Source organism: Pararhodobacter sp. (genome assembly GCF_034676545.1).
GTDB lineage: Bacteria > Pseudomonadota > Alphaproteobacteria > Rhodobacterales > Rhodobacteraceae > Pararhodobacter.
Genome location: NZ_JAUCBZ010000015.1, coordinates 465,001 through 486,094, shown reverse-complemented (window position 1 = coordinate 486,094; position 21,094 = coordinate 465,001). Strand labels below are relative to the sequence as shown.

Below are 21,094 nucleotides of genomic sequence, written 5' to 3'. Positions count from 1 at the left end.
CCTCGTTCGTCGAATTAAGCGCCCACGTCTAGCAGGACGGGCAGAGGGATCAAGCTATCTCTGACATTGCGGGCAGAAGTAGCTGGAGCGACCCCCCTGAACGATGCGCCGAATGGTTCCGCCACACGCGGGTGTCGGGCAGGGTGCGCCCTCGCGGTCGTAAACCCGAAAATTGTGTTGAAAATAACCAAGTTCGCCGTCTGCCTGGCGGTAGTCGCGCAGACTTGAACCACCCGCCTCGATGGCCTCGCGCAGCACCTCGCGGATGATGGTCGTCAGCAGCTCGATGCGTGCCATTCCAATCCGTCCGCCCGCCCGTTCCGGGTGGATCCCGCTTCGGTGCAGCGCCTCGCAGACATAAATATTCCCCAGACCGGAAACGATTCGCTGATCCAGCAGCAGCGATTTGATCGGCCCTTTGCGCCCTTTCAGCCGCGCGTGCAGATAGGTGGCGGAAAACAGATTGCCCAAAGGTTCGGGGCCAAGCGGCGCCAGCAAAGGGTGTGCGTCGGCGGTGTGCGTCGCGATCAGATCCAACGCCCCGAACCGCCGCGGATCATTGAACGTCACGCGCACATCCCCCGCCATATGCAACACCACATGGTCGTGTTTCTCGATCTGCGGGTGGGCGTGGTGGAACTCTCCGGGCACAAAAGCCGCCGTCAGCCCCGAAACGGTCATGCGCCCTGACATGCCCAGATGGATCAGAATCGTCTCCTGCGTATCCAGATCAATCAGGATATATTTCGACCGTCGGCGCAGCCGTTCCACCCGCGCGCCGGTCAGCCGATCCGCCAGCCCGGCCGGGAACGGCCAGCGCAACCCCGCGCGGCGGATCTCGGCGCGTTCGATGATCCGACCTTCCATGGCGGGCGACAAACCCCGGCGAACGGTCTCGACTTCGGGTAATTCAGGCACATCGGGCTCCGGCGTCGCATTGTGCAGGGGGTGCATCCTCGGATAAGGAAGGTCAATCCGCAAGATCGACCCAGTTTCGACATGAGAGGGGACGCCATGAGCCCGGACAATCGCACCACGCATTTCGGCTTTCAAACCGTTGATGAAGACCAGAAAGCCGGCATGGTGCACGAGGTTTTCACCAACGTGGCCTCAAAATACGACATCATGAATGACGTGATGTCGATGGGGATCCACCGGGTCTGGAAAGACGCGATGATGGATTGGCTGGCGCCGCGGCCGGGTCAGCATTTGCTCGATGTTGCAGGCGGTACTGGCGATGTGGCGTTTCGGTTCCTGTCGCGCGCGGGTGATTCGGCGCGGGCGACCGTGCTGGATATGACGGCACCGATGCTTGAAGAAGGCCGCAAACGCGCCGAGGCCGAACGTCTGTCGCAGCGCCTGGATTGGGTCGTCGGTGACGCCATGGCCCTGCCGTTCGAGGCCAACAGCTTTGATGTTTACACCATCAGTTTCGGCATCCGAAACGTCACCCGCATCCCCGACGCCTTGTCCGAGGCCTACCGCGTCCTGAAGCCCGGTGGGCGGCTGATGGTGCTGGAATTCAGCCAACTTCCCAACGAGGCCATGCAAAAAGCCTATGACCTTTACTCCTTCAATGTGATCCCGGTGATGGGCAAGATCATCGCCAATGACCGCGAGTCGTATCAGTATCTGGTCGAATCAATCCGCAAATTTCCGGATCAAGAAACCTTCGCGTCGATGATCCGCGAGGCGGGTTTCGATCAGGTTAAATACCGCAATCTGACGATGGGCATCGCAGCGCTGCACTCCGGCTGGAAGCTCTGAGATGCGCGGTCCGCACAATCTCTGGCGCCTGATTCGCACCGGCGCCACCTTCGAGCGCACCGGCGCGATGCGAGTCGTGTTGGAGGCCATGAACGCGCCGCCCCGCTTGCGGATCCTGGCGCGGGTCATGGGGTGGCCGTTCAAATTCCTGGGTTTGCGCGGTGATTCGGCGCTGCCACCCGTCACGCGGGCGCTGACGGCGCTTGGCCCCGCGTATATCAAATTCGGCCAAATCCTGTCGACACGGCCCGATATTGTCGGCTTCGAGTTGGCCAACCAGTTGCGCTATTTGCAAGACCAGCTTCCTCCCTTCGCGACTGATCGCGCGCGGGCGATGATCACGGCCGAGCTTGAACAGCCCGTCGATGTGCTGTTTTGCGCGTTCTCGGAACCGGTTGCCGCGGCTTCCATCGCGCAGGTTCACCGCGCGCGAATCGCCAAAACCGGCGAGGATGTGGCGGTCAAGGTTCTGCGCCCCGGCATCGTGCGCGCGTTTCGCCGCGACATCGACGCCTTTTATCTGGCCGCGGGCCTGATCGAATTCGCGCTGCCCTCGACCCGGCGGTTGCGGCCCACCGAAGTCATCGCGCATTTCGAGGGCGTCGTCATGGGCGAGCTGGATCTGCGTCTGGAAACCGCCGCGGCCGCCGAATTTGCCGCCAATACCGAAGGCGACGCGGGTTTTCGCGTGCCGCGCCCGGTTTGGCATCTGTCGGGGCGCAACGTGATGACTCTGGGCTGGGCCGAGGGGGCCTCGCTGGGGGATAACGACGCAATCGACGCGCTGGGCGTTGATCGCATGGAATTGGGCGAGCGGGTCTTGCGGCTGTTCCTCAAACACGCGTTGCGAGATGGCTATTTTCACGCCGATATGCATCAGGGAAACCTGAAGGTCGGGGCGGATGGTGCGCTGATCGCCTATGATTTCGGCATCATGGGGCAGTTGGATGAATACACGCGCCGCGTTTATGCCGAGATCCTGTTTGGCTTCATCCGCAAGGATTACCGCCGCGTCGCCGAGGTGCATTTCGAGGCAGGGTATGTGCCCGCCGATCGCGACATTGATGAATTCGCGCGGGCGCTGCGTTCGGTCGGAGAGCCGATTTTCGGTATGGACGCGACCGGGATTTCGATGGCGCGCTTGCTGAGCTATCTTTTCGAGGTCACCGAGCGGTTTGGCATGGAGACGCGGACCGAGCTGATTTTGCTGCAACGCACGATGGTTGTGGTCGAAGGGGTCGCCCGGTCGTTGAACCCCTCGATCAACATCTGGCATGTCGCGCAGCCCGTGGTCGAGGACTACATCCGCACCACCCTGGGGCCGGCCGCCCTGGCTCGAGACTTGGCGAAGGCGGCGCGCATGGTGTCGCGTTTCGGACCGCATTTTCCGGGTCTCGTCGAATCGACGCTGCTCAAGATCCGTCAACCCGATCCGGCGGCAACCCCACCCAAGACCACGCCCGCCTGGGTCTGGTTTTTCGCGGGCGCGAGTTTTGCCTGGGCTGCGTTCACGACGGTTCTGCTCATGCTCTGATCTTCCCTATGACGGTCGGCGCAATCCGGTCACGGCGGCGCTGTCAACCCAGAGGTTGCCCGGCAAAACCAGCATCGTTGCCCCGTTTTCATACCGCGCCTCGAGGATCGGCACATAGGCGGCCACAGGCTGCGTGTCGATCACTTCACCCTCGGATTTCGATTCGATTTCAAAGGTATAAGTGCCATCGGGCAGGGGTTGGCCATCGGCACCGAGGCCATCCCACTCATAACTCAACGCGTCTGTCTCCAGAGATCTGTTGTCGACAATATTGCCGTTGCTGTCGCGCACGATCAGCGTCACCTCGTCGGCACCCAAGGCCGGGTCCGGGGTCAGTTTGATGGATTCGCCTTCATACCACGCACCGCCGTAGATCCGCGCCTCCATGCCGACCCATGAGCCGAGGTCGGACAGGCCGGTCTGGTTCAACATCGAGGACAGCAACTGATTCGTGTAACTTTGCTGTTCAACCCCAGAGAATGTGGCCAGTTGCACCGCGAATTCCGTCGAATTCATCGGGTTCAACGGGTCCTGGTTGCGCATCTGGACCGTCAGCATGTTCAGGAAGGTCTGGTAATCAGACTGTCCCGCGCTCGCGGTCCCCATTGCGGGGCCGGGTGTTCCGAAATTGGAGGTGATTTCCATTGGCTTTCCTATCAGAGACGAAGGTCGAGGTGATCGGTTTCGATCGCGGCGGGTGGCCTGAGGCGATCTGAAATTGGCGGCGTGTCTGCACTGTGCGATCGGTCCGACTCACCGTGTGTGGCCGCGTATTCTGCGTTGGCCTGTTGGCCGGAGTGGGCGTTGCCAAATCCACCCGTGAAGCCCGCGCCGGGGCCACCACCGGCAAACCGGACCGAGAGCGACTCATGGCCCAGATTGCGCAAATCCTGCTCCAGCGTGGCAATATGGCGGCGCATCAAATCCATCGTTTCGGGGCGTTCCGCGTGCACGATCAACACACTGCCCGCTTCGGCGGCGTGCAGTCTGATTCGAACGGACCCCAGTTCATCCGGGGCCAACGCGACCTCGAACCCGGCGGAGTTGGCGGATGGGATCTGCGTGGCGATCTGGCGGGCAATGCTCTGAACGGTTTCGACGTGTCTTGGCGGTGCTGCCGGGTCAGCCAGGGGCGCTGGGCGTGCGAATTCCAGCGGCGTCGGTTCCGGCGACTCGGCATGCGTCGTGGTCGTTGCGGGCGGCGTCACCAAGGGGGGCTCGGCGTTTTGAGCGCCTGGCGCTGACTTGGGTACAATGGGTTGGTGCGCCATCGGCGCAGGGACATGTCCAGCAGATGACCCGACCAATGGCCGCGCGACTCCGGGAGTTCGGGTCTGCTCGGTCGGTTGATTGATTCGGTGGTACATCATCATCGCCGGCACCGAGCCGTCAGTCCGAAGGGCGGGTTTCTGCGGTACGGCGCTGTTGATCTGAGGGTTGGCGGCAAGCGCGGGCGTGTCCAGCACTGGCGTGGGTGTTGTTGCCGCAGGAATTGCGCTTGTTGCCGGGGGAATCGCGGTGACTGTGACCGACGCGGCCTTGGCAATCGTATCGGCCTTTGTGACGAGGGGTGGCTTGACGCCAGCGGCCTCGACCGCGACTGCGGGGCCGACTGGCGATCCGGACAACGGGCCAGGCACGGCCAATTCCGCGTGTGGCGCGACCTCTCGGGCCAGAACAGGCACGAAATCGCGCGGTTGCGCGATGGAAAGGCGACCTTGGACAAGCGCGGCGTGGGCGCTGGTTGCGACCTTGTGTGGTTTGGCAAGGTCAGTGGCCATAGAACGCTGCACCAAGCCAGCGTTTTCGCCAGCAAGGGTGCCCTGACTTGTCCTTGTGCGCGGCTCGGCAATCGGCAAATCGGCGGGCACGTCAGACGCATCTGCGGTTCGGTTTGACAGCTCTTGCGACCCGGCTTCTATCGGCTGCTGCTCGGCCGCAACCGGGGCCGCAACCGGGGCCGCAACATTTCTGGCAACATCGACGCGATCCGCGGACGACAAAAGCGCGGCATTTGGCTGGCCCGAAGGCTCAGCGCGTGAGGTGGCTACTGGGATCGTGGCGGGAGATTGCTGACTGCTCCCGGGCGTGGCATCCGGCACCGGCGGCGATGATGCCGGAAAACCAGACGTCGTGGCCTTTGGTGCCACCATCTGTGAACCGTCAGGGCGACGCGTATCTGGCGATGGCGCATCATTGCTGACAGCCGCAACCAGAGCCGCCTCCGGGCGACTCACTTGCGGCAGATCCGGCGCATCGTTTTCATGCGCGGCGACGGGCGTTTCCGGCAATGCCTCTGCCACGGGCGCCGCCGCAGTGCCCGGGTCGGCAGGGTTGGCAGACGCCAATTCTGCTGCCGCCGGCCCGCGGTCAATCGCCGGACGGCTTGGTGATTCGCGTGCGAAAGCAACGCCGTCCGCCTCGGCCAAAACGGTTTCCTCGGTCTCTGCCACCTGATGTTTCGCGTTTTCGTCGCCGGGTAAATCCGCCGATTTGGCACGATTTTCACCCATGAAAGCTGCGAAAAACGCATGAAATGCGGAGTTGTCACCGCCCGAGAGTGCGCGCGATGCGGGCAGTGTCGCTTTTGGTGCAAGGTCACTTGGCAGGGCCGGAAACATAAACCCCTCCTTTTCGTTGGGTCCTGTTGGTTTAGCAGGCGTTGGTTACCGCTTCTTTACCGAGATCAGACAGATTGGCGCGGTAACCAAGGAGTCGACATGACCATTATCCCCCCTTCGCTCCCGCCGGTGCCGGCGCAACAGACACCAATTCGCCGCAGTGCAGAGGCCCTTGAAACGTCGTTTCTCGCCGAGATGTTGAAAAGCGCCGGGGTCTATAAGCGGCCGAATCCTTTGGCGGCGGCGAGGGCGAAGAGCAGTTCACCTCATTCCTGGCCGATGCACAGGCGCGTGCGATGGTCGCGCGTGGCGGCATTGGCCTGGCGGACCAGATCGAACGGTCGCTGATTGCGCGGCAACAGGGGCAGGGGGCATGAGCCGGTCCGCCCGCGCCGATCTGGCGCGTATGCTGGTCTTGCTGGATCAGGAAAAACGCGCCCTCAAACAGGCCGATATGGCGGGTCTGATTCGTTTGGCGCCACGCAAAGAGGCGACACTTGCGCGGATTGAGGCCGCAGAGCCCGTTCCCAAATCAGATGAGGTGGATCTGGCGCGGCAAGTGCAGCGTGACGCCGCCCGAAACGCGCAATTGTTCGAGGCGGCGTTGCGCGGATTGCGGGACGCCCGCAGCCTGATCGAGCGCTTCAAGGCGCGGCGCGATGACCAAACCTATGCCCGCGATGGTGAGAGGCATTATGTCGATCCACCCCGGGGAACTTTGGAAAAGCGCGCTTAAGCCACTGAATGAAAACTTGAAAAACAAAACGGCGGTCCTGTTGCAAGGGTCGCCGTCTTGCGTTCGAGCGTTCGGCAACTTCATAGAATTTGAAGGAAATGCTCTGTGTCTTGCGGTGCGCAATTAAGGCCATCTTAGCGATTGACCGCGACTTTGAGCTTGCACCAACACGGTGGCGCGGCCTCTGAAAGACCAGAACCCCGCAGGCTCAGAAAGGGCATTGTTGCCGTCCCGGACGGCGCTCAATCGGCGTAAAAACGCCCGTTCTTAAAGGGAATACCAATGTCCTCGATTATGACCAACAACTCCGCGATGGTTGCGTTGCAGACTTTGCGCAACATCAACTCCAACATGGGCCAGACGCAGAACGAAATCTCGACCGGCAAGTCGGTTTCCAATGCCAAGGACAACTCTGCGGTCTGGGCGATCTCCAAGACGATGGAATCGGACGTCGCCGGCTTCAAGGCCATCTCATCCAGCCTGGCACTCGGCGAATCGACGATTGCCACGGCGCGCTCGGCGTCGGAACAGATCACCGACCTCCTGGGCCAGATGAAGGGCAAGATCGTTGGTGCACAGGAAGCCAACGTTGACCGTGAAAAATTGCAGACCGATCTGTCGGCGATTCGCGATCAGATCTCGACCATCGTCAGCTCGGCGCAGTTCAACGGTCTCAACATGCTGTCGAACCGCAAGGGCGGCGCCAGTGTTGCGCTGACCGTCGCCGGCACGGGTGCTGGCGCTGGTATCAAAGGCTCGGGCACGGTTGATATTCTCGCGTCGCTGGACCGTGATGGTTCGGGCAACGTCAGCGCGTCGAATATCTCGACCGGCAAGGTGGACCTTGGCACCCAGAAAGCCGTCGCTGGTGCAGGAACCGACCTGGCCGCAGCCGCCATGACCGGCGCTGGCGCGATTGCGGCGGCGGCAACCGCCACGATGACCGTGGTCGGCGACACGGGTACAGGCCGCGCGTGCGGGCAACAAGGTCCTTGCAGGTGACGGGTATTCCATTGGCGGCCTTACGGGTATTTCGAACGCCGTAAGCTACGTTGCCCGTGATGGCGATACGGTTACAGATATTGCAACCGCACTGACCGCACGCCTCAATTTTGAGGCCAAGGCAGCGGGTGTGAACATCTCCGCCAAACTGGGCAGCAACGGTGCCATCGACATCACCAACAACACGACGGCGTCGATCACCACGACTGCGACATTGACCACGGCGGGAACCGCAGGTGGCGGGCTTGCGATCCTGGGTGATATCGACGTCTCGACCGAAAGAGGTGCCGAGGCTGCGTTGTCCGCGATCGAGGGTCTGACCCAAACCGCCGTGCGGGCTGCCGCCGACTTCGGTTCGGCCCAGGGCCGGGTCGAGATCCAGGGTAAATACGTCAGCAACCTGATGGACTCGCTCAAGTCAGGTATCGGCTCGCTGGTGGATGCCGATATGGAAGAAACCTCGGCCAAGTTGCAGGCGCTTCAAGTGCAGCAGCAGCTGGGCATTCAGGCTCTGTCGATTGCCAACCAGGCACCGCAGAACATCCTGTCGCTCTTCCGCTAAGACACTGGCCGGGGCTAAACACCCCGGCCTTTTCATCCGACCCATGACTTCGCACCATGAGGCCCAATTATGAGCGTCGCTGCCCACGCACATTCGACCTACGGACTGAACACCAGAACCCTGAAAACGCCACGCGACATTGAATATGACGTCCTGGCCCGCGTCACAGGGCGCCTTCAGGCGCAATTGCCACATCCCAAAGGGCGCACCAGCCCGCAGCTTGTGGCTGCCTTGAATGACAACCGTCGGCTTTGGACGGCCTTTGCCACCGACCTTGCGGGCGAAGGGAACGCATTTCCGAACGATCTCAAGGCACGTCTGTTCTACCTTGCAGAATTTACCCTGCGCCACACAACGCAGGTTCTGGCCGGAACGGCAACCGCCGATGTCCTTGCCGAGATCAACACTGCGGTCATGCGTGGATTGCGCGGGCAGGGGGTCACACCATGAGCGGTCTCATCCTGAAACTTGCGCCGCATGAGCGTGTCTTGATCAACGGTGCGGTCATTGAAAATGGCGACCGGCGCAGTCGGTTCTCCATCGTCACGCGCAACGCAAATATCTTGCGGCTGCGTGATGCGATTCATCCCGAAAATGCAAGTTCACCAGTGAGCCGTGTGTGTTACATCGCGCAGCTTGTCCTGTCGGGCGATGCCGATCCCAAGGACGCGGAGCCGCAACTCCTGCGCGGAATCGAGCAGCTCAGCCAGGTGTTGACCGATGAAGACAGCCGTCAGTTGCTGTCTCGCGCCTCTCAAGCCGTTATTGATGGCGATTATTACCCGGCCATGCGGCACCTTCGCGCCCTGCTCCCGCGCGAGCAGCGCCTGATGGGGGTCACAAGGCAATGAGCTTTCAACCGGTTCTGCCGCTGGATGGGTTTGTTGGCTGGCGTTTCTTGCAACGAACGCTTGAGGCGCAGAGCAGCGCCCATGCCAACACGCCCACCGCGCAACGGGATGAATCCTATGTCCGCGACAAGATCGGCTCCATACAGACCGCACAAGAGCTGGTCTCGGACCGGCGGTTGCTGCGCGTTGCGTTGACAGCGTTCGGCCTTGAGGATGACTTGCCCAATCGCGCCTATATCGAAAAGGTCTTGGAAAGCGCAACGGGTGAAGCGGGAAGTTTTGTGAACCGTTTGACAGACAAGCGGTATCATCAATTGGCGACGGCGTTCGGGTTCGGTGACGGCGGAGCCCCGCGAAATCAGGCAAGCGGCTTTGCCGACACTTTGATTCAGAAGTTTCAGGATCGTTCTTTCGAAGCGGCGGTCGGCGCGCAGAATGATACGATGCGCATGGCCCTGGCGTTGGAGCGTGATCTTGGCAGCCTCGCCGCGCAGGGCAGTTCCGAGGCCACAAAATGGTATACGGTTCTGGGCACTCCGAGCCTCAGGTCGGTGTTTGAAACGGCGTTTCTGCTGCCCTCCAGTTTCGGGACTCTGGACATTGATCGCCAGGTCGAGGTGTTGCAAGAGCGCACGGAACGCCTGACCGGCAGTTCGTCAATCGCGCAATTCACCGATTCCGCCAATCTGGAAGCCCTGACCAAACGGTTCATGCTGGCCGGGCAAATTCAGCAGTTTCAATCCCAAAGTGGCGGTAGCTCGGCGCTGACTCTGCTGCAATCCGGACAAGCGTCGTTAAGAGGTTTGTTGGGCCGATAGGCCGCGCATGACCACCAACTGAAGCGCCTGGCATCTCAACCGATCAATTCCGCAAAAGTAAAAGGCCGCAGCATTTGCTGCGGCCTCTTTTTTGAAACGACCCGCTTGGCGGCGGCGTGGATCAGACCACCCGTTCAACCATCAGCTTCTTGATCTCGGCAATGGCCTTGGCGGGGTTCAGGCCCTTGGGGCAGGTGCTGGTGCAATTCATGATCGTGTGGCAGCGATACAGTTTGAACGGATCGTGCAATTCGTCCAGCCGTTGCCCGGTCGCCTCGTCGCGCGAATCGATGATCCAGCGATAGGCGTGCAGCAACGCCGCCGGGCCCAGATACCGATCACCGTTCCACCAATAACTCGGGCAGGAGGTCGAGCAACAGGCGCACATCACGCATTCATACAGCCCGTCCAGCTTGGCGCGATCCTCGATGGACTGCTTCCATTCTTTTGCGGGCGTGTTCGATTTGGTTTCCAGCCACGGCATGATCGACTCATGCTGCGCGTAGAAATGCGTCAGATCCGGGATCAGATCCTTGACCACCGGCATATGCGGCAGCGGGTAAATCTTGACGTCACCCTTGATCTCATCCATGCCAAAGATACAGGCCAGCGTATTGCGGCCATCGATGTTCATCGCGCAGGATCCGCAAATCCCCTCGCGGCACGAGCGCCGGAAGGTCAGCGTCGGATCGATCTCGTTCTTGATCTTGATCAGCGCGTCCAGAACCATCGGCCCGCAGGCATCCAGATCAATGAAATAGGTGTCGACCCGCGGGTTTTCGCCGTCGTCTGGCGACCAGCGATAGATGCGGAAGGTGCGCAGCTTGGTCGCACCCGCCGGTTTCGGCCAGGTTTTTCCGGTCCGAATGCGGGAATTCTTGGGGAGTGCCAGTTCTACCATTGTCGCCTCCTCAATACACGCGCGCTTTGGGCGCGATTTTCTTTGGGTCGATGCCACCATCGGCCAGTTTGGTCAGCGGCTCGGTCACGACGCCGCGATAGCCGAGGCGCACTTGGTTGCCCTCGATCCAGGCCAGCGTGTGTTTGCGCCAGTTCACGTCATCGCGGTCCGGATAATCCTCGTGGGCGTGGGCGCCCCGCGATTCCTTGCGCGCTTCGGCACCGACAATGGTTGCCAAGGCGCAGGGCATCAGGTTTTCCAGTTCCAGCGTTTCCATCAGGTCCGAATTCCACACCAGCGACCGATCGGTGACCTTCAGGTCGCCCATCTTCCCGGCGACGGCGGTCATCTTTTCGACCCCTTCGGCCAAGGTTTTGTCGGTACGGAAGACGGCGGCGTCGTTTTGCATGGTGTGCTGCATTTCCAACCGCAGTTCGGCGGTCGGCGTGCCGCCATTCGCGTGGCGCAAGCGATCGAATCGCTCGAGTGCCGCCTCGATCGAGGCTTTGGAGGTCTCGCGATTGGCCGAATTCGGATCAATCGTCTGACCGGCCCGAATCGCCGCCGCGCGGCCAAACACCACGAGGTCGATCAACGAGTTCGAGCCCAGGCGATTCGCCCCATGCACCGAGGCACAGGCCGCTTCACCCACCGCCATCAAGCCGGGCGCGACGCGTGTCGGGTTCTCGGCGTCAGCGTTCAGCACCTCGCCCCAATAATTCGTCGGAATGCCGCCCATGTTGTAATGCACGGTCGGCAGCACCGGAATCGGCTCTTTGTTCAGGTCAACGCCGGCAAAAATGCGCGCGGACTCGGAAATTCCCGGCAGCCGCAGCGCCAGGGTTTCGGGCGGCAGGTGGTTCAGGTGCAGGTGGATATGATCCTTCTTCGGACCCACGCCGCGCCCTTCGCGGATCTCCATCGTCATGCAACGCGAGACCACATCGCGCGACGCCAGATCCTTGTAGGTCGGCGCGTAGCGTTCCATGAACCGCTCGCCTTCCGAGTTGGTCAGATAGCCGCCTTCGCCACGCGCCCCCTCGGTGATCAGACAGCCCGCGCCGTAAATCCCGGTCGGGTGGAATTGCACGAATTCCATGTCCTGTAGCGGCAGGCCCGCACGGGCGATCATGCCGTTGCCGTCGCCGGTGCAGGTGTGCGCCGAGGTTGCACTGAAGAACGCGCGGCCATAACCGCCGGTCGCCAGCACGACCTTTTTCGCGTTGAACTGGTGCAACGTGCCGTCATCCAGCTTCCACGCCAGAACGCCGGTGCATTCACCATCGTCGGACATCAGCAGGTCGGTTGCGAAGTATTCGATATAAAACTGCGCTTTTTCCTTCAGCGAGCGGCCATAGAGCGTGTGCAGCATGGCGTGGCCGGTGCGGTCGGCGGCGGCGCAGGTGCGTTGCACGGGCGGACCCTCGCCGAATTCCGTCGTGTGGCCACCGAACGGGCGCTGGTAAATGCGGCCATCCTCGGTGCGGCTGAACGGCACGCCGTAATGCTCCAGCTCATACACCGCCTTGGGGGCTTCGCGCGTCAGGTATTCCATCGCGTCCATGTCGCCCAGCCAATCCGAGCCCTTGACCGTGTCATACATATGCCACTGCCAATTGTCGGGGCCCATGTTCGACAGCGAGGCAGCGATGCCCCCCTGCGCCGCCACGGTATGCGAGCGGGTCGGGAAAACCTTGGTGATACAGGCCGTTTTCAGGCCTTGTTCGGCCATGCCCAGCGTGGCGCGCAGACCCGCACCCCCGGCACCGACGACAACCACGTCATAGGTATGGTGTTCGATTTCATAAGCAGACATTGGGTCAGATCCTCAGGCGCGGAACAGAATGGTGGCGACAGCCAGGATACCGGCCGCAGCCAGCGTGTAGCTAAACAGTTTGGCAAGGATCAGCAGGGTCACACGGGATGCGTTGCCGTGGACATAATCCTCGATCACCACCTGAATGCCGATGGCGAAATGCCAGCAGGCGACGCCGATGAACAGAGCAGCGGTCAGCGCGTTGCCGAACTGGCCATAGGTCGCGATCAACGCCTCGGTGCCGCCACCAAGGGCGCGACCGAACGGGATCAGGAACAGGATGGTCAGCGGCACCAGAGCGACCGAGGTCAGACGCTGGATCCACCAGTGGTGCACCCCCTCGCCAGCCCCGCCCAGGCCCTGCACGCGGGCAAAATCGGTTTTGAAACCCATGATACTCTCCCTCAGACCAGCAGCAGCGTCAGGATGGTCAAGACCACCGATCCGCCGATCACGAAATAATTGCTGCGCGCGACGCTCTCCAATTCCATCCCTTTGCCGAAGTCGAAAAAGAAATGGCGCACGCCGTTGCAGAAATGGAACCACAGTGCCCAGAGCGAGGCGATCAGGATCAGCGATCCGAACCAGGACGACATCAGCGTATCGGCACTGGCGAAATAGTCGGGCGAATAGGCCCCGGCGACGAACCACCAGACAATCAGCGTCAGGCCGACAATCAGCCCGACACCCGTGATCCGCGTCAGAATCGAGATATGCGACACAAGTGGTAAGCGGTACACCTGCAAGTGCGGAGAAAGCGGCCTGTTGCCCCGGTTCACATCAGCCATGATCGGTCCCTCTTTGGTTGGCGCGTCGGCCCACGGGGCCGGCTGGCTTCAGTCGGATAGATAGCGGATTTTTCGCTCAAGTCACGCGACCATTTGCGTTTGACGTGAATGTATGCGGCGGGATACCGAAAAAACCCGCGATGTGATCACACCACAAAGGCGTGTGATCACATCTTCTGACCTGCACACAAAGAAAAAGGCGAGCCAGGATCGCCCGCCTGATTCCGCAGCACGGCCTGTGCGCCTCAAAAGCTCAGGTCGGTGGACACCACGAGGCGTGTGGACTGCGCGGTGGCGTCATGGATCTCGGCCTCGAGCGAGAAATTGTCATTCACCGCATAGCTGAGTCCGACAAGCCCATAATACATCGACCCGGGCGTCACGCCAAAGGTGGTCGAGGCGGTCAGATTGGGCATCAGGCTGGCGCTGAAGCCGATATGCGCGTCGTTTATCGTCAGCCCGCCCGAATGCCCCAGATAGATGCCGCCATTGATCGCGGCGGTTTCACCCAGACCTTGCTCGACCAGCAAATAGAGTTCCCCGCTTGCGTCGCCGGTGCTGTCATAGAAATAGCGCGCATAACCGACGTCCAGGCTGGTGGCGTTCATCGCCCAGCGATAGCCGCCATACAGGTCGATTTCCACGTTGTCCGGTGCGAATGCCACATTTGACGCCCACAGACCCGCGTACCAGCCATTCGACTCGTATTCGATCCATGGCTGAAACGCCGGGTCGTGACCCGTCTGGCTGACGCCACGAGAGATATAGTCCGAAGTTAAAGTCGCGCCAAAGGACAGCGATTGCGCCGAGGCCGTCCCGGTTGCCATCAGCAAACCGGCCATTGCGATCACGACAAACGAAGGCTTCATTCTGGGTCATCTCCATGACTGTTGAAGAGTGGCCATGCAAGGCCATTCCAATGATACCTGAGCACAAGCACCATGATCCGCGATCCGGCAACTGAAATACGTCGGCACCCATCATATGGCGCGGGAATGTTGATTTTTTGTAACTACGCCAAGGGCGAAACAGTGGCGCAGCACTCACGCCGGCATCAAGGCCCAATAATCCAGGTCCAACAAAACCTCGGGCCGGTATTTCCCATCCTCGCCGCGCAAGGCCGTCCCAGCGCCGCTGGTCGCCACCAACCGCAACCGGACCGCTGCAACACCGGGTGCGCTGGTTGCAGCGACATCCAACACCTCGGACCATGCCTTGACGGTCATGCCCGCATAGCACGGATTGGCATGTGCCCCGCCGTTGATCGCCACCATCATCTGCGCATTCGCCAGGCCGTTGAACGACAGCGCCCGCGCCAGACTGATGATATGCCCGCCGTAAATCAGCCGTTGCCCGTCGGCGCGGTGCGTCGCGTCGAAATGCACCTTGGCGGTGTTCTGCCACAGCCGGGTCGCCAGCATATGCTCGGCTTCCTCAACCGTCACACCGTCGACATGTTCAATCACCTCGCCGACCGCGTAATCGCGCGCCCGATACCGCTCGCCAGCCAGTTCAAAGTCGTAACGCTCAAACGATAGCCCTTCAGGGATGACCAAATCGCTAACATCGACAACATCCGCCAAATCCGGCACCAGAACCTCGGGCGCCGGGGCCTCCGGATCGCGCTTGCGCACCATCACCCAGCGCACATACTCCAGCACCGCCTCGCTGCGCTGGTTCGTGCCGGTGGTGCGCACATAGACCACGCCCGATTTCCCGTTCGAGTTCTGCTTCAGCCCGATCACCTCGGATCGCGAGGCCAGCGTATCCCCTGGATAGACCGGCTGCAAAAACCGCCCCTCGGCATAGCCCAGATTGGCAATCGCATTCAGGCTGATATCGGGCACTGTCTTGCCGAACACCGTGTGAAACACGATCAGATCATCCAGAGGACTGGCGGCCAGACCACTGGCGCGGGCAAATTCATCCGAGGAATACAACGCGCCCCGCGCCGGATACAGCGCATGATACAACGCCCGCTCGCCCCCCCGAAAGCGTGCGCGGCACCGCATGGCGGATCACCTCGCCAAGACGGTAATCCTCAAAGAAACGGCCGGGATTGGTTTTCATGATCCTTCACCCCTTGTTTTGGGGCCCCTTCATCTTGCTCAAAAATACTCCGGGGGTGAGCCCGCAGGGCGAGGGGGCAGCGCCCCCTATTGCACGCCCAATTTCGTCTCGGGCGTATAGGTTCCCGGCGCCTCTTTGGTCACCGCTTGCGCGCAGCGCATCACGCCCCGCGCCGCGTCAAACGCCATGGTTGGCGAGCCATGCAACTCCCAGCCCTTGTTCAAGGCCAAGGTGACCTTGTGGCAGAACTCTGACGTGTCGTCCTCGGTCAGCAGTCGGTACAGTTTCATATCAGCCCCCAAACGGCGAAACGCCAAGCCACAGGTGAACATAGGCGATCACGCCGAACACCAGCAGCGAAATCACCCCATAAAGGACGTCGTTGATCACCGGGCCAGCCGCGGGCCGCACCCAGGGCGGTGTTTGCCGGTTGATCATGATCATGTCGACCACCGCCCAGGCCAGCAACCCGCCAAACAGGATCACCGAGGCCAGATCGCCGTTGACCAGCAAATGCGCCAGTGCCCAGACCTTGACCGCGCCCAGCATCGGATGCCGCATCTTGCTGCGCAGCACGCCGCGCGAATAGCCAAGCCCCAGCAGGAACACCGCAATCAGCATCAGCGTGTTGTTGATATGCGTCATGAACGCGGGCGGGTTCCACAGGTCGATCGGCGCGGCGCGGCCATAGCCTTTGACCATCAGGTAAATCGCGATGATCGACATCACACTGACGGCCATCTTGCCGCCATTCTCACCCATCCTGGCGCGCAGGCCCGGTGTGAGTCGTTTCATCAAATGCGAGTAGGCCCATAACAGGACCCCTGCCGTCAGCAGTACATATCCCATCTTACAGTCCCTTTTGCAGCGTTGCGATGGCCTCGGCACGATCCAGAGTCGCACGGGCCGTCACGATATGCAGATTTTCCACGATCTTGCCATCGACAACCGCAACCCCCAGCCCCTTGGCCGTCGCCTCGTCAAAGGCGGCAATCTGGCGCCGCGCCAGATCAATCGCGGCGGCGTCGGGGGCAAAGGCGGCGTTGGCAATTGCCAGTTGCGCCGGGTGGATCAGGGTCTTGCCGTCAAACCCCAGATCGCGGCCCTGTTCGCACTCGACCCGCAGCCCTTCGTCGTCCTTGAACGCATTGTAAACGCCATCCACCGCCACGATCCCCGCCGCGCGCGCCGCCATCAGACAGGTCTGCAACGCATACTGCATCGGCAATCGGTCGGCGCGGAATCGGCAGTTCAGCTCCTTGGCCAGATCATTGGTGCCGATCACGAACCCGGCCATCCGCGGCGCGGCGGCGATTTCCCCGGCGTTCAGGATGCCCTGCGGCGTCTCCATCATCGCCCAGATCACCGTGTCGGCGGTTTGTGCGCGCGCCTCCAGCCGGTCGGCCAGCGCCTGAATATCCGCCGCCGAGTTCACCTTGGGCAACAAGATCGCCTCGGGCCGCGCCTGGGCAATCACCTCCAGATCCGCCTCGGCCCATTCCGTATCGAAGCCGTTGATCCGTATGACTTTTGCCCGTGGGCCAAACTCCGACGTCATCAGCGTTTTCGCCAGCAATTCGCGCGCATTGGCCTTTTCATCGACCGCCACCGCGTCTTCCAGATCAAAGATGATCGCGTCGGTGGCAAGGCTCCGGGCCTTCTCCATCGCGCGCTCTTTCGAGCCGGGGATATACAGCATCGAGCGGAAAGGGCGGCTGTCCATGATCTTCTCCCGTGAAACAATATTGCGCGCAAACCACCAAATTCCGTCACAAATGGCAAGCGGTATTTTCTGCGGTGCAGAGAGAACGCACCGTTAGGGCCTCATTTCCCATACCCCGGCAGACTGGTCCGACGCATCAACCACAAAGGGTTTCCCCATGTTTCGCTCGCTTGGATCCGTCGCCGCCTCCCTGGTCATTGCCGCCACGCCCGCGGCCGCCCAATCCCTGCCTTGCGCCCCACGCGAGCAGGTCTTGCAATTCGTCATCGACCAGCGCGGCGAGGAGCGCCTTGCCACCGGGGTCGCCAATCGCGGTGCCACGCTTGACCTGTTCGCGGCCAGCTCCGGCACCTGGAGCCTGGTGCTGCATCTCCCCGATGGCCGCAGTTGTCTGCTGGCGAACGGCACCGGGTTTGACGCGACTCACGGGTTGCAACCCGCGCGCGGCAACCCCGCCTGATCGCATAGCGTCGTGGCAAAACGACGCTGACAGCGATAACAGCGACATAATCCGGTTTGCTGCGACGCCGCGAGGCTTGCGCGACGCCCGCTGAGGGCTTACGCATAGCGCGAAAACCGCAACTGACCGGAGAACTCTAATGGCCAGACCCAAAATTGCCCTCATCGGCGCGGGCCAGATCGGCGGCACGCTCGCCCATCTCGCCGCGATCAAGGAACTCGGCGACGTTGTCCTGTTCGACATTGCCGAGGGTATCCCCCAGGGCAAGGCGCTCGACATTTCCGAATCCGGCCCGTCCGAGGGCTTTGACGGCAGCTTCACCGGCACCAACGACTATGCCGATATTGCTGGCGCTGACGTGTGCATCGTCACCGCTGGCGTGGCGCGCAAGCCGGGCATGTCGCGCGATGACCTGTTGGGCATCAACCTCAAGGTCATGAAATCGGTTGGCGAAGGCATCAAGCAGCACGCCCCCGACGCCTTCGTGATCTGCATCACCAACCCGCTTGATGCGATGGTCTGGGCGCTGCAGCAGTTCTCGGGTCTGCCGACCAACAAGGTTGTCGGCATGGCTGGCGTGCTTGATTCGGCGCGCTTCCGTCACTTCCTCGCCTCGGAATTCAACGTTTCCATGCGCGACGTCACCGCCTTTGTGCTGGGTGGCCACGGCGACACGATGGTGCCCTCGGTGCGCTATTCCACCGTTGGCGGCATCCCGCTGCCCGATCTGGTCGAGATGGGCTGGACCACGCAGGACAAGCTGGACGCCATCGTTCAGCGCACCCGCGACGGCGGCGCCGAGATCGTTGGCCTGCTGAAAACCGGCTCGGCGTTCTACGCTCCGGCCACCAGCGCCATTGAAATGGCCGAAGCCTATCTGCGCGACCAAAAGCGCCTGCTGCCTTGTGCGGCCTATTGCGATGGTGAGTTGGGCGTGAACGACATGTATGTCGGCGTGCCAACCATCATCGGCGCGGGCGGGGTCGAGCGTGTCGTCAACATCACCCTGAACGCCGAAGAGCAGGAGATGTTCGACAAATCGGTCAAGGCCGTCAAAGGTCTGGTCGACGCCTGCAAAGCGATTGATCCGTCGCTGGGCTAAGGTCTGTCACGAGACGACAAAAAAGCGCGCGTCCCTTGGGGCGCGCGTTTTGCGTTCGGGAACGGTGGTTTTTGGGAGGCTTGGTTTTGACCAAATATTCTAAACTAAATACCAAAAGGATTTAAATCGTTGTCAGGACTTAACTCGACGCCTCTGAACTTTGCTAATTCCTGGGAGTATCTGTAAGAAATATCCAGCATTTCTTTGAATGCTGGCTCCAGCATAATTGGATCACTCCAGTCACTTTGTCCGAAGTTCGCTGCCGCCCTATACGCGCGACCATGTGTCAGTTCGTTTCTCCACATAACTATCCCAACTGGCGGTTTTTTAACTTCGACGAGTTTTGCCATTTTACCAACCTCCTCGTGGAAGGCGAGCACCTCAATGTTGAAACCAAGTTGAGCCGCCTTCTGTAAGAGGCGATTATTGAAGTTAAGAGAACTATCTAAATCAATCGTTTCGGACGATTTTTTTTGTGTGCAATGCTCTTCCACACTAAATCGTAACGAACCTTCGATCCCGCATATCAAGCAAGTTATGCCTGCAAGTGATAGTGGGGGATCGTATTCGACGCAACGCACAGCCTCAGTAAAGAAATGCCTCGCCGCGAGATTTTCCAGTGCGGTGTTGAAAAAAGTTATATTTTCACTGATTACACGTGCACGTTTGATGTTCATTCTAAAGCTCCTTATTTTTTAACCGGCTGTCTTTAACCCAGATGGCATACACCAGACAATATTACGCGCATGTTCTCATAACCCTCCTTTTTGGAACAGGCGCAAACGATCCCGCGTGGCCCTTCCACAAATCCCGTCCGAAACCCGTGCGGTTGTTGCAGGGTTTTGCTGGCCCTGCAGTCGCTGCCGGTCAAAGGTGCTCTTGTCAGGACACGGGGTGTCAACGCAGCCGCCTTGCTGCGCCCTTTGCCATTATAGTGTCAGCTCAGCGCCGCCCGAAACGCCGCGAAGCGCGGGTCGCTGGCCACCGAGGCATTCATCGCCGCCCGCAGCGCCTCGACGGATTTCAGCGGGCGCATGACCACTTCAAAGGTGGCGATCAGCCCGGTGTCGTCCAGCGTGATCAGGTCGACACCCACGGCGTCCAGATCCCCGATCTTGCATTGGAACTCCAGCGCCCAGTCGTTGCCGTCCCCCATGATCCGGCGATATTCGAAATCCGAGAAGATCCGCCCGACATGGCCCAGCAAAGCCGCCACCGGTTCGCGGCCGGTCCATGTTTTCCAGTAGGTCGGCGGCAGGAAATCGACATCCTCGGCCAGAAGGCTGTGGATATCCGCCTCACGGCCCGCGGCAACCACCGCCATCATGCGTTCAATCGTCGGATGCATTCTGTTCCCCTTTATCGTGTCGGGCGACGTTGGCGCGGCTGCCCTGCTGCGTCAATCCTATGTGCAACCCGTAGGGTGCGTGCTTGCACGCACCGTCCGTCCCGGCAGACATCCCGCCCACAAGCCTTAACACCGGGTAAATGCTGCACGCCAAGTCTTTGAAATCATGTGTCCCGCGTTTTGTCCCACGGCGGGACAATCTGCCGGGCGCGCTCCAGCCCAGCTTGACAAACCCTCGATCTGGTTGCCTCATTCCGAAAACCAGAGGGTGCAAAATGACCGACTTCACCGCCGAACTCACCGACCGCCTGATCCGATATTGCGCGATCGACAGCCAATCCGACGCCGACAGCCCCACCAGCCCCTCCACCGCGATTCAACTCGATCTGTCACGGCTTTTGGTGGCCGAATTGACCGAGATCGGCGCGCAAGATGTCACCCTCACCGATTACGGAACCGTCCTCGCCACGATCCCCGGCACCGCCCCCGGCCCGACCATCGGATTCCTCGCCCATGTCGACACCGCCCCCCAATTCAACGCGACCAACGTGAAACCCCGCGTGATCCGCGGCTATAATGGCGGCGCGATCACCTTTCCCGACGCCCCCAACCTGACCCTCACCCCCGACGAGTTCCCCTATCTCGCGACGAAGGTCGGCCACGACATCATCACCGCCTCCGGCAAGACCTTGCTGGGGGCCGACGACAAGGCCGGCATCGCGATCATCATGGCCGCCGCCCGGCATCTGCTGGCCAACCCCGAGATCCCGCATCCCACGCTGCGGATCGCCTTCACCCCCGACGAAGAGATCGGCCGGGGCGTCGACTCCAAGCTCCCCGCGGACCTCGGCGTCGACTTCGCCTATACCTATGATGCGGCCGAGGTGGGCGAGATCGAATACGAGACCTTCTCTGCTGACCAGGCTGTCGTCTCAATCACCGGCGTCTCCATTCACCCCGGCCTCGCCAAGGACAAGCTCGTCAATGCGATCCAT

At 61.0% G+C, this 21,094-nt stretch carries 25 protein-coding genes and 1 pseudogene (1 of these 26 cut by a window edge); 12 read left to right on the top strand and 14 right to left on the bottom strand.

Going from position 1 to position 21,094, the window contains the following annotated elements; all coding sequences use genetic code 11:
- Window positions 1-54: 54 nt before the first annotated feature.
- On the bottom strand, window positions 55-918 hold the full coding sequence (gene mutM / locus VDQ28_RS05840; RefSeq protein ID WP_323035037.1) for a bifunctional DNA-formamidopyrimidine glycosylase/DNA-(apurinic or apyrimidinic site) lyase: 864 nt from the start codon (window positions 916-918) through the stop codon (window positions 55-57).
- A 96-nt stretch (window positions 919-1,014) separates the two neighbouring features.
- Between mutM and ubiE the strand changes: the two genes are divergently transcribed.
- Window positions 1,015-1,767, top strand: a complete 753-nt coding sequence (gene ubiE, locus VDQ28_RS05835; protein WP_323035036.1) for a bifunctional demethylmenaquinone methyltransferase/2-methoxy-6-polyprenyl-1,4-benzoquinol methylase UbiE — start codon at window positions 1,015-1,017, stop codon at window positions 1,765-1,767.
- 1 nt (window position 1,768) lies between these two features.
- Window positions 1,769-3,301, top strand: a complete 1,533-nt coding sequence (gene ubiB / locus VDQ28_RS05830) for a 2-polyprenylphenol 6-hydroxylase (RefSeq protein ID WP_323035035.1) — start codon at window positions 1,769-1,771, stop codon at window positions 3,299-3,301.
- Between the two features lie 6 nt (window positions 3,302-3,307).
- Here ubiB and VDQ28_RS05825 read toward each other — a convergent pair whose 3' ends face one another.
- Together VDQ28_RS05825 and VDQ28_RS05820 are read right to left on the bottom strand one after the other, a co-directional pair.
- Window positions 3,308-3,946 carry a flagellar hook capping FlgD N-terminal domain-containing protein gene (locus VDQ28_RS05825; protein ID WP_323035034.1) on the bottom strand — a complete coding sequence of 213 codons (639 nt, stop codon included), beginning with the start codon at window positions 3,944-3,946 and terminating at the stop codon, window positions 3,308-3,310.
- A gap of 11 nt (window positions 3,947-3,957) precedes the next feature.
- A complete protein-coding gene (locus VDQ28_RS05820; protein ID WP_323035033.1) occupies window positions 3,958-5,922 on the bottom strand; it encodes a flagellar hook-length control protein FliK in 1,965 nt (654 codons plus the stop codon).
- A gap of 272 nt (window positions 5,923-6,194) precedes the next feature.
- On the opposite strand from VDQ28_RS05820, the gene VDQ28_RS05815 reads away from it, so the two are divergent.
- The 7 genes from VDQ28_RS05815 to VDQ28_RS05785 all read left to right on the top strand — a co-directional run bounded on the left by VDQ28_RS05815 (window position 6,195) and on the right by VDQ28_RS05785 (window position 9,891).
- Window positions 6,195-6,299, top strand: a complete 105-nt coding sequence (locus tag VDQ28_RS05815; RefSeq protein WP_323038071.1) for a hypothetical protein — start codon at window positions 6,195-6,197, stop codon at window positions 6,297-6,299.
- On the top strand, window positions 6,296-6,658 hold the full coding sequence (locus tag VDQ28_RS05810; RefSeq protein ID WP_323035032.1) for a hypothetical protein: 363 nt from the start codon (window positions 6,296-6,298) through the stop codon (window positions 6,656-6,658). The genes VDQ28_RS05815 and VDQ28_RS05810 overlap by 4 nt, the downstream gene beginning before the upstream one ends.
- Window positions 6,659-6,940: 282 nt before the next feature.
- Window positions 6,941-7,660, top strand: coding sequence for a hypothetical protein (locus VDQ28_RS05805; RefSeq protein ID WP_323035031.1), 720 nt, complete (start codon window positions 6,941-6,943; stop codon window positions 7,658-7,660).
- 130 nt (window positions 7,661-7,790) lie between these two features.
- Window positions 7,791-8,222, top strand: a complete 432-nt coding sequence (locus VDQ28_RS05800) for a flagellin (RefSeq protein ID WP_323035030.1) — start codon at window positions 7,791-7,793, stop codon at window positions 8,220-8,222.
- A gap of 69 nt (window positions 8,223-8,291) precedes the next feature.
- Entirely contained in the window at window positions 8,292-8,672 is a 381-nt protein-coding gene (gene flaF / locus VDQ28_RS05795; protein WP_323035029.1) for a flagellar biosynthesis regulator FlaF, read from the top strand.
- The gene (flbT, locus tag VDQ28_RS05790) at window positions 8,669-9,073 is read left to right on the top strand and encodes a flagellar biosynthesis repressor FlbT (protein WP_323035028.1); all 405 of its coding nucleotides are present in this window, start codon (window positions 8,669-8,671) and stop codon (window positions 9,071-9,073) included. The genes flaF and flbT overlap by 4 nt, the downstream gene beginning before the upstream one ends.
- On the top strand, window positions 9,070-9,891 hold the full coding sequence (locus VDQ28_RS05785) for a DUF1217 domain-containing protein (RefSeq protein WP_323035027.1): 822 nt from the start codon (window positions 9,070-9,072) through the stop codon (window positions 9,889-9,891). The genes flbT and VDQ28_RS05785 overlap by 4 nt, the downstream gene beginning before the upstream one ends.
- A gap of 121 nt (window positions 9,892-10,012) precedes the next feature.
- Here VDQ28_RS05785 and VDQ28_RS05780 read toward each other — a convergent pair whose 3' ends face one another.
- From VDQ28_RS05780 to VDQ28_RS05740, 9 genes and pseudogenes are all read right to left on the bottom strand, one after another.
- On the bottom strand, window positions 10,013-10,792 hold the full coding sequence (locus VDQ28_RS05780; RefSeq protein ID WP_323035026.1) for a succinate dehydrogenase iron-sulfur subunit: 780 nt from the start codon (window positions 10,790-10,792) through the stop codon (window positions 10,013-10,015).
- 10 nt (window positions 10,793-10,802) lie between these two features.
- Window positions 10,803-12,608 carry a succinate dehydrogenase flavoprotein subunit gene (sdhA, locus tag VDQ28_RS05775; protein WP_323035025.1) on the bottom strand — a complete coding sequence of 602 codons (1,806 nt, stop codon included), beginning with the start codon at window positions 12,606-12,608 and terminating at the stop codon, window positions 10,803-10,805.
- 12 nt (window positions 12,609-12,620) lie between these two features.
- A complete protein-coding gene (sdhD, locus tag VDQ28_RS05770; protein WP_323035024.1) occupies window positions 12,621-13,001 on the bottom strand; it encodes a succinate dehydrogenase, hydrophobic membrane anchor protein in 381 nt (126 codons plus the stop codon).
- An 11-nt stretch (window positions 13,002-13,012) separates the two neighbouring features.
- Entirely contained in the window at window positions 13,013-13,396 is a 384-nt protein-coding gene (sdhC, locus tag VDQ28_RS05765; RefSeq protein ID WP_323035023.1) for a succinate dehydrogenase, cytochrome b556 subunit, read from the bottom strand.
- Between the two features lie 245 nt (window positions 13,397-13,641).
- Window positions 13,642-14,265: a TorF family putative porin gene (locus tag VDQ28_RS05760; RefSeq protein ID WP_323035022.1), complete on the bottom strand. Its 624-nt coding sequence runs from the start codon at window positions 14,263-14,265 to the stop codon at window positions 13,642-13,644.
- Between the two features lie 174 nt (window positions 14,266-14,439).
- Window positions 14,440-15,466 (bottom strand): annotated as a pseudogene (locus tag VDQ28_RS05755) (MaoC family dehydratase).
- Between the two features lie 86 nt (window positions 15,467-15,552).
- Window positions 15,553-15,756: a DUF1737 domain-containing protein gene (locus VDQ28_RS05750; protein ID WP_323035021.1), complete on the bottom strand. Its 204-nt coding sequence runs from the start codon at window positions 15,754-15,756 to the stop codon at window positions 15,553-15,555.
- A 1-nt stretch (window position 15,757) separates the two neighbouring features.
- On the bottom strand, window positions 15,758-16,315 hold the full coding sequence (locus VDQ28_RS05745; protein ID WP_323035020.1) for an NnrU family protein: 558 nt from the start codon (window positions 16,313-16,315) through the stop codon (window positions 15,758-15,760).
- 1 nt (window position 16,316) lies between these two features.
- A complete protein-coding gene (locus tag VDQ28_RS05740; RefSeq protein ID WP_323035019.1) occupies window positions 16,317-17,189 on the bottom strand; it encodes a CoA ester lyase in 873 nt (290 codons plus the stop codon).
- A gap of 157 nt (window positions 17,190-17,346) precedes the next feature.
- Between VDQ28_RS05740 and VDQ28_RS05735 the strand changes: the two genes are divergently transcribed.
- Window positions 17,347-17,649, top strand: coding sequence for a hypothetical protein (locus tag VDQ28_RS05735; RefSeq protein WP_323035018.1), 303 nt, complete (start codon window positions 17,347-17,349; stop codon window positions 17,647-17,649).
- A 139-nt stretch (window positions 17,650-17,788) separates the two neighbouring features.
- Window positions 17,789-18,751 (top strand): malate dehydrogenase, encoded by a 963-nt coding sequence (gene mdh / locus VDQ28_RS05730; RefSeq protein ID WP_323035017.1) that lies wholly within the window; start codon window positions 17,789-17,791, stop codon window positions 18,749-18,751.
- Window positions 18,752-18,855: 104 nt separating this feature from the next.
- Here mdh and VDQ28_RS05725 read toward each other — a convergent pair whose 3' ends face one another.
- Window positions 18,856-19,428, bottom strand: coding sequence for a hypothetical protein (locus VDQ28_RS05725; protein ID WP_323035016.1), 573 nt, complete (start codon window positions 19,426-19,428; stop codon window positions 18,856-18,858).
- 260 nt (window positions 19,429-19,688) lie between these two features.
- Window positions 19,689-20,099, bottom strand: coding sequence for a nuclear transport factor 2 family protein (locus VDQ28_RS05720; protein WP_323035015.1), 411 nt, complete (start codon window positions 20,097-20,099; stop codon window positions 19,689-19,691).
- A 275-nt stretch (window positions 20,100-20,374) separates the two neighbouring features.
- Here VDQ28_RS05720 and pepT point away from each other — a divergent pair, with 275 nt between their 5' ends.
- Window positions 20,375-21,094, top strand: the 5' portion of a protein-coding gene (gene pepT, locus VDQ28_RS05715; protein ID WP_323035014.1) for a peptidase T. 519 nt of this gene lie beyond the right edge of the window; 720 of the gene's 1,239 nt are visible here — the first part of the coding sequence; its start codon is at window positions 20,375-20,377; its stop codon lies off the right edge, out of view.

Coding starts and splice junctions, on each gene's coding strand:
- ubiE (WP_323035036.1), top strand. CDS start 1,015: ATGAGCCCGGACAATCGCACCACGCATTTCGGCTTTCAAACCGTTGAT.
- ubiB (WP_323035035.1), top strand. CDS start 1,769: ATGCGCGGTCCGCACAATCTCTGGCGCCTGATTCGCACCGGCGCCACC.
- VDQ28_RS05825 (WP_323035034.1), bottom strand. CDS start 3,946: ATGGAAATCACCTCCAATTTCGGAACACCCGGCCCCGCAATGGGGACC.
- VDQ28_RS05820 (WP_323035033.1), bottom strand. CDS start 5,922: ATGTTTCCGGCCCTGCCAAGTGACCTTGCACCAAAAGCGACACTGCCC.
- VDQ28_RS05810 (WP_323035032.1), top strand. CDS start 6,296: ATGAGCCGGTCCGCCCGCGCCGATCTGGCGCGTATGCTGGTCTTGCTG.
- VDQ28_RS05805 (WP_323035031.1), top strand. CDS start 6,941: ATGTCCTCGATTATGACCAACAACTCCGCGATGGTTGCGTTGCAGACT.
- flaF (WP_323035029.1), top strand. CDS start 8,292: ATGAGCGTCGCTGCCCACGCACATTCGACCTACGGACTGAACACCAGA.
- flbT (WP_323035028.1), top strand. CDS start 8,669: ATGAGCGGTCTCATCCTGAAACTTGCGCCGCATGAGCGTGTCTTGATC.
- VDQ28_RS05785 (WP_323035027.1), top strand. CDS start 9,070: ATGAGCTTTCAACCGGTTCTGCCGCTGGATGGGTTTGTTGGCTGGCGT.
- VDQ28_RS05780 (WP_323035026.1), bottom strand. CDS start 10,792: ATGGTAGAACTGGCACTCCCCAAGAATTCCCGCATTCGGACCGGAAAA.
- sdhA (WP_323035025.1), bottom strand. CDS start 12,608: ATGTCTGCTTATGAAATCGAACACCATACCTATGACGTGGTTGTCGTC.
- sdhD (WP_323035024.1), bottom strand. CDS start 13,001: ATGGGTTTCAAAACCGATTTTGCCCGCGTGCAGGGCCTGGGCGGGGCT.
- sdhC (WP_323035023.1), bottom strand. CDS start 13,396: ATGGCTGATGTGAACCGGGGCAACAGGCCGCTTTCTCCGCACTTGCAG.
- VDQ28_RS05760 (WP_323035022.1), bottom strand. CDS start 14,265: ATGAAGCCTTCGTTTGTCGTGATCGCAATGGCCGGTTTGCTGATGGCA.
- VDQ28_RS05750 (WP_323035021.1), bottom strand. CDS start 15,756: ATGAAACTGTACCGACTGCTGACCGAGGACGACACGTCAGAGTTCTGC.
- VDQ28_RS05745 (WP_323035020.1), bottom strand. CDS start 16,315: ATGGGATATGTACTGCTGACGGCAGGGGTCCTGTTATGGGCCTACTCG.
- VDQ28_RS05740 (WP_323035019.1), bottom strand. CDS start 17,189: ATGGACAGCCGCCCTTTCCGCTCGATGCTGTATATCCCCGGCTCGAAA.
- VDQ28_RS05735 (WP_323035018.1), top strand. CDS start 17,347: ATGTTTCGCTCGCTTGGATCCGTCGCCGCCTCCCTGGTCATTGCCGCC.
- mdh (WP_323035017.1), top strand. CDS start 17,789: ATGGCCAGACCCAAAATTGCCCTCATCGGCGCGGGCCAGATCGGCGGC.
- VDQ28_RS05725 (WP_323035016.1), bottom strand. CDS start 19,428: ATGAACATCAAACGTGCACGTGTAATCAGTGAAAATATAACTTTTTTC.
- VDQ28_RS05720 (WP_323035015.1), bottom strand. CDS start 20,099: ATGCATCCGACGATTGAACGCATGATGGCGGTGGTTGCCGCGGGCCGT.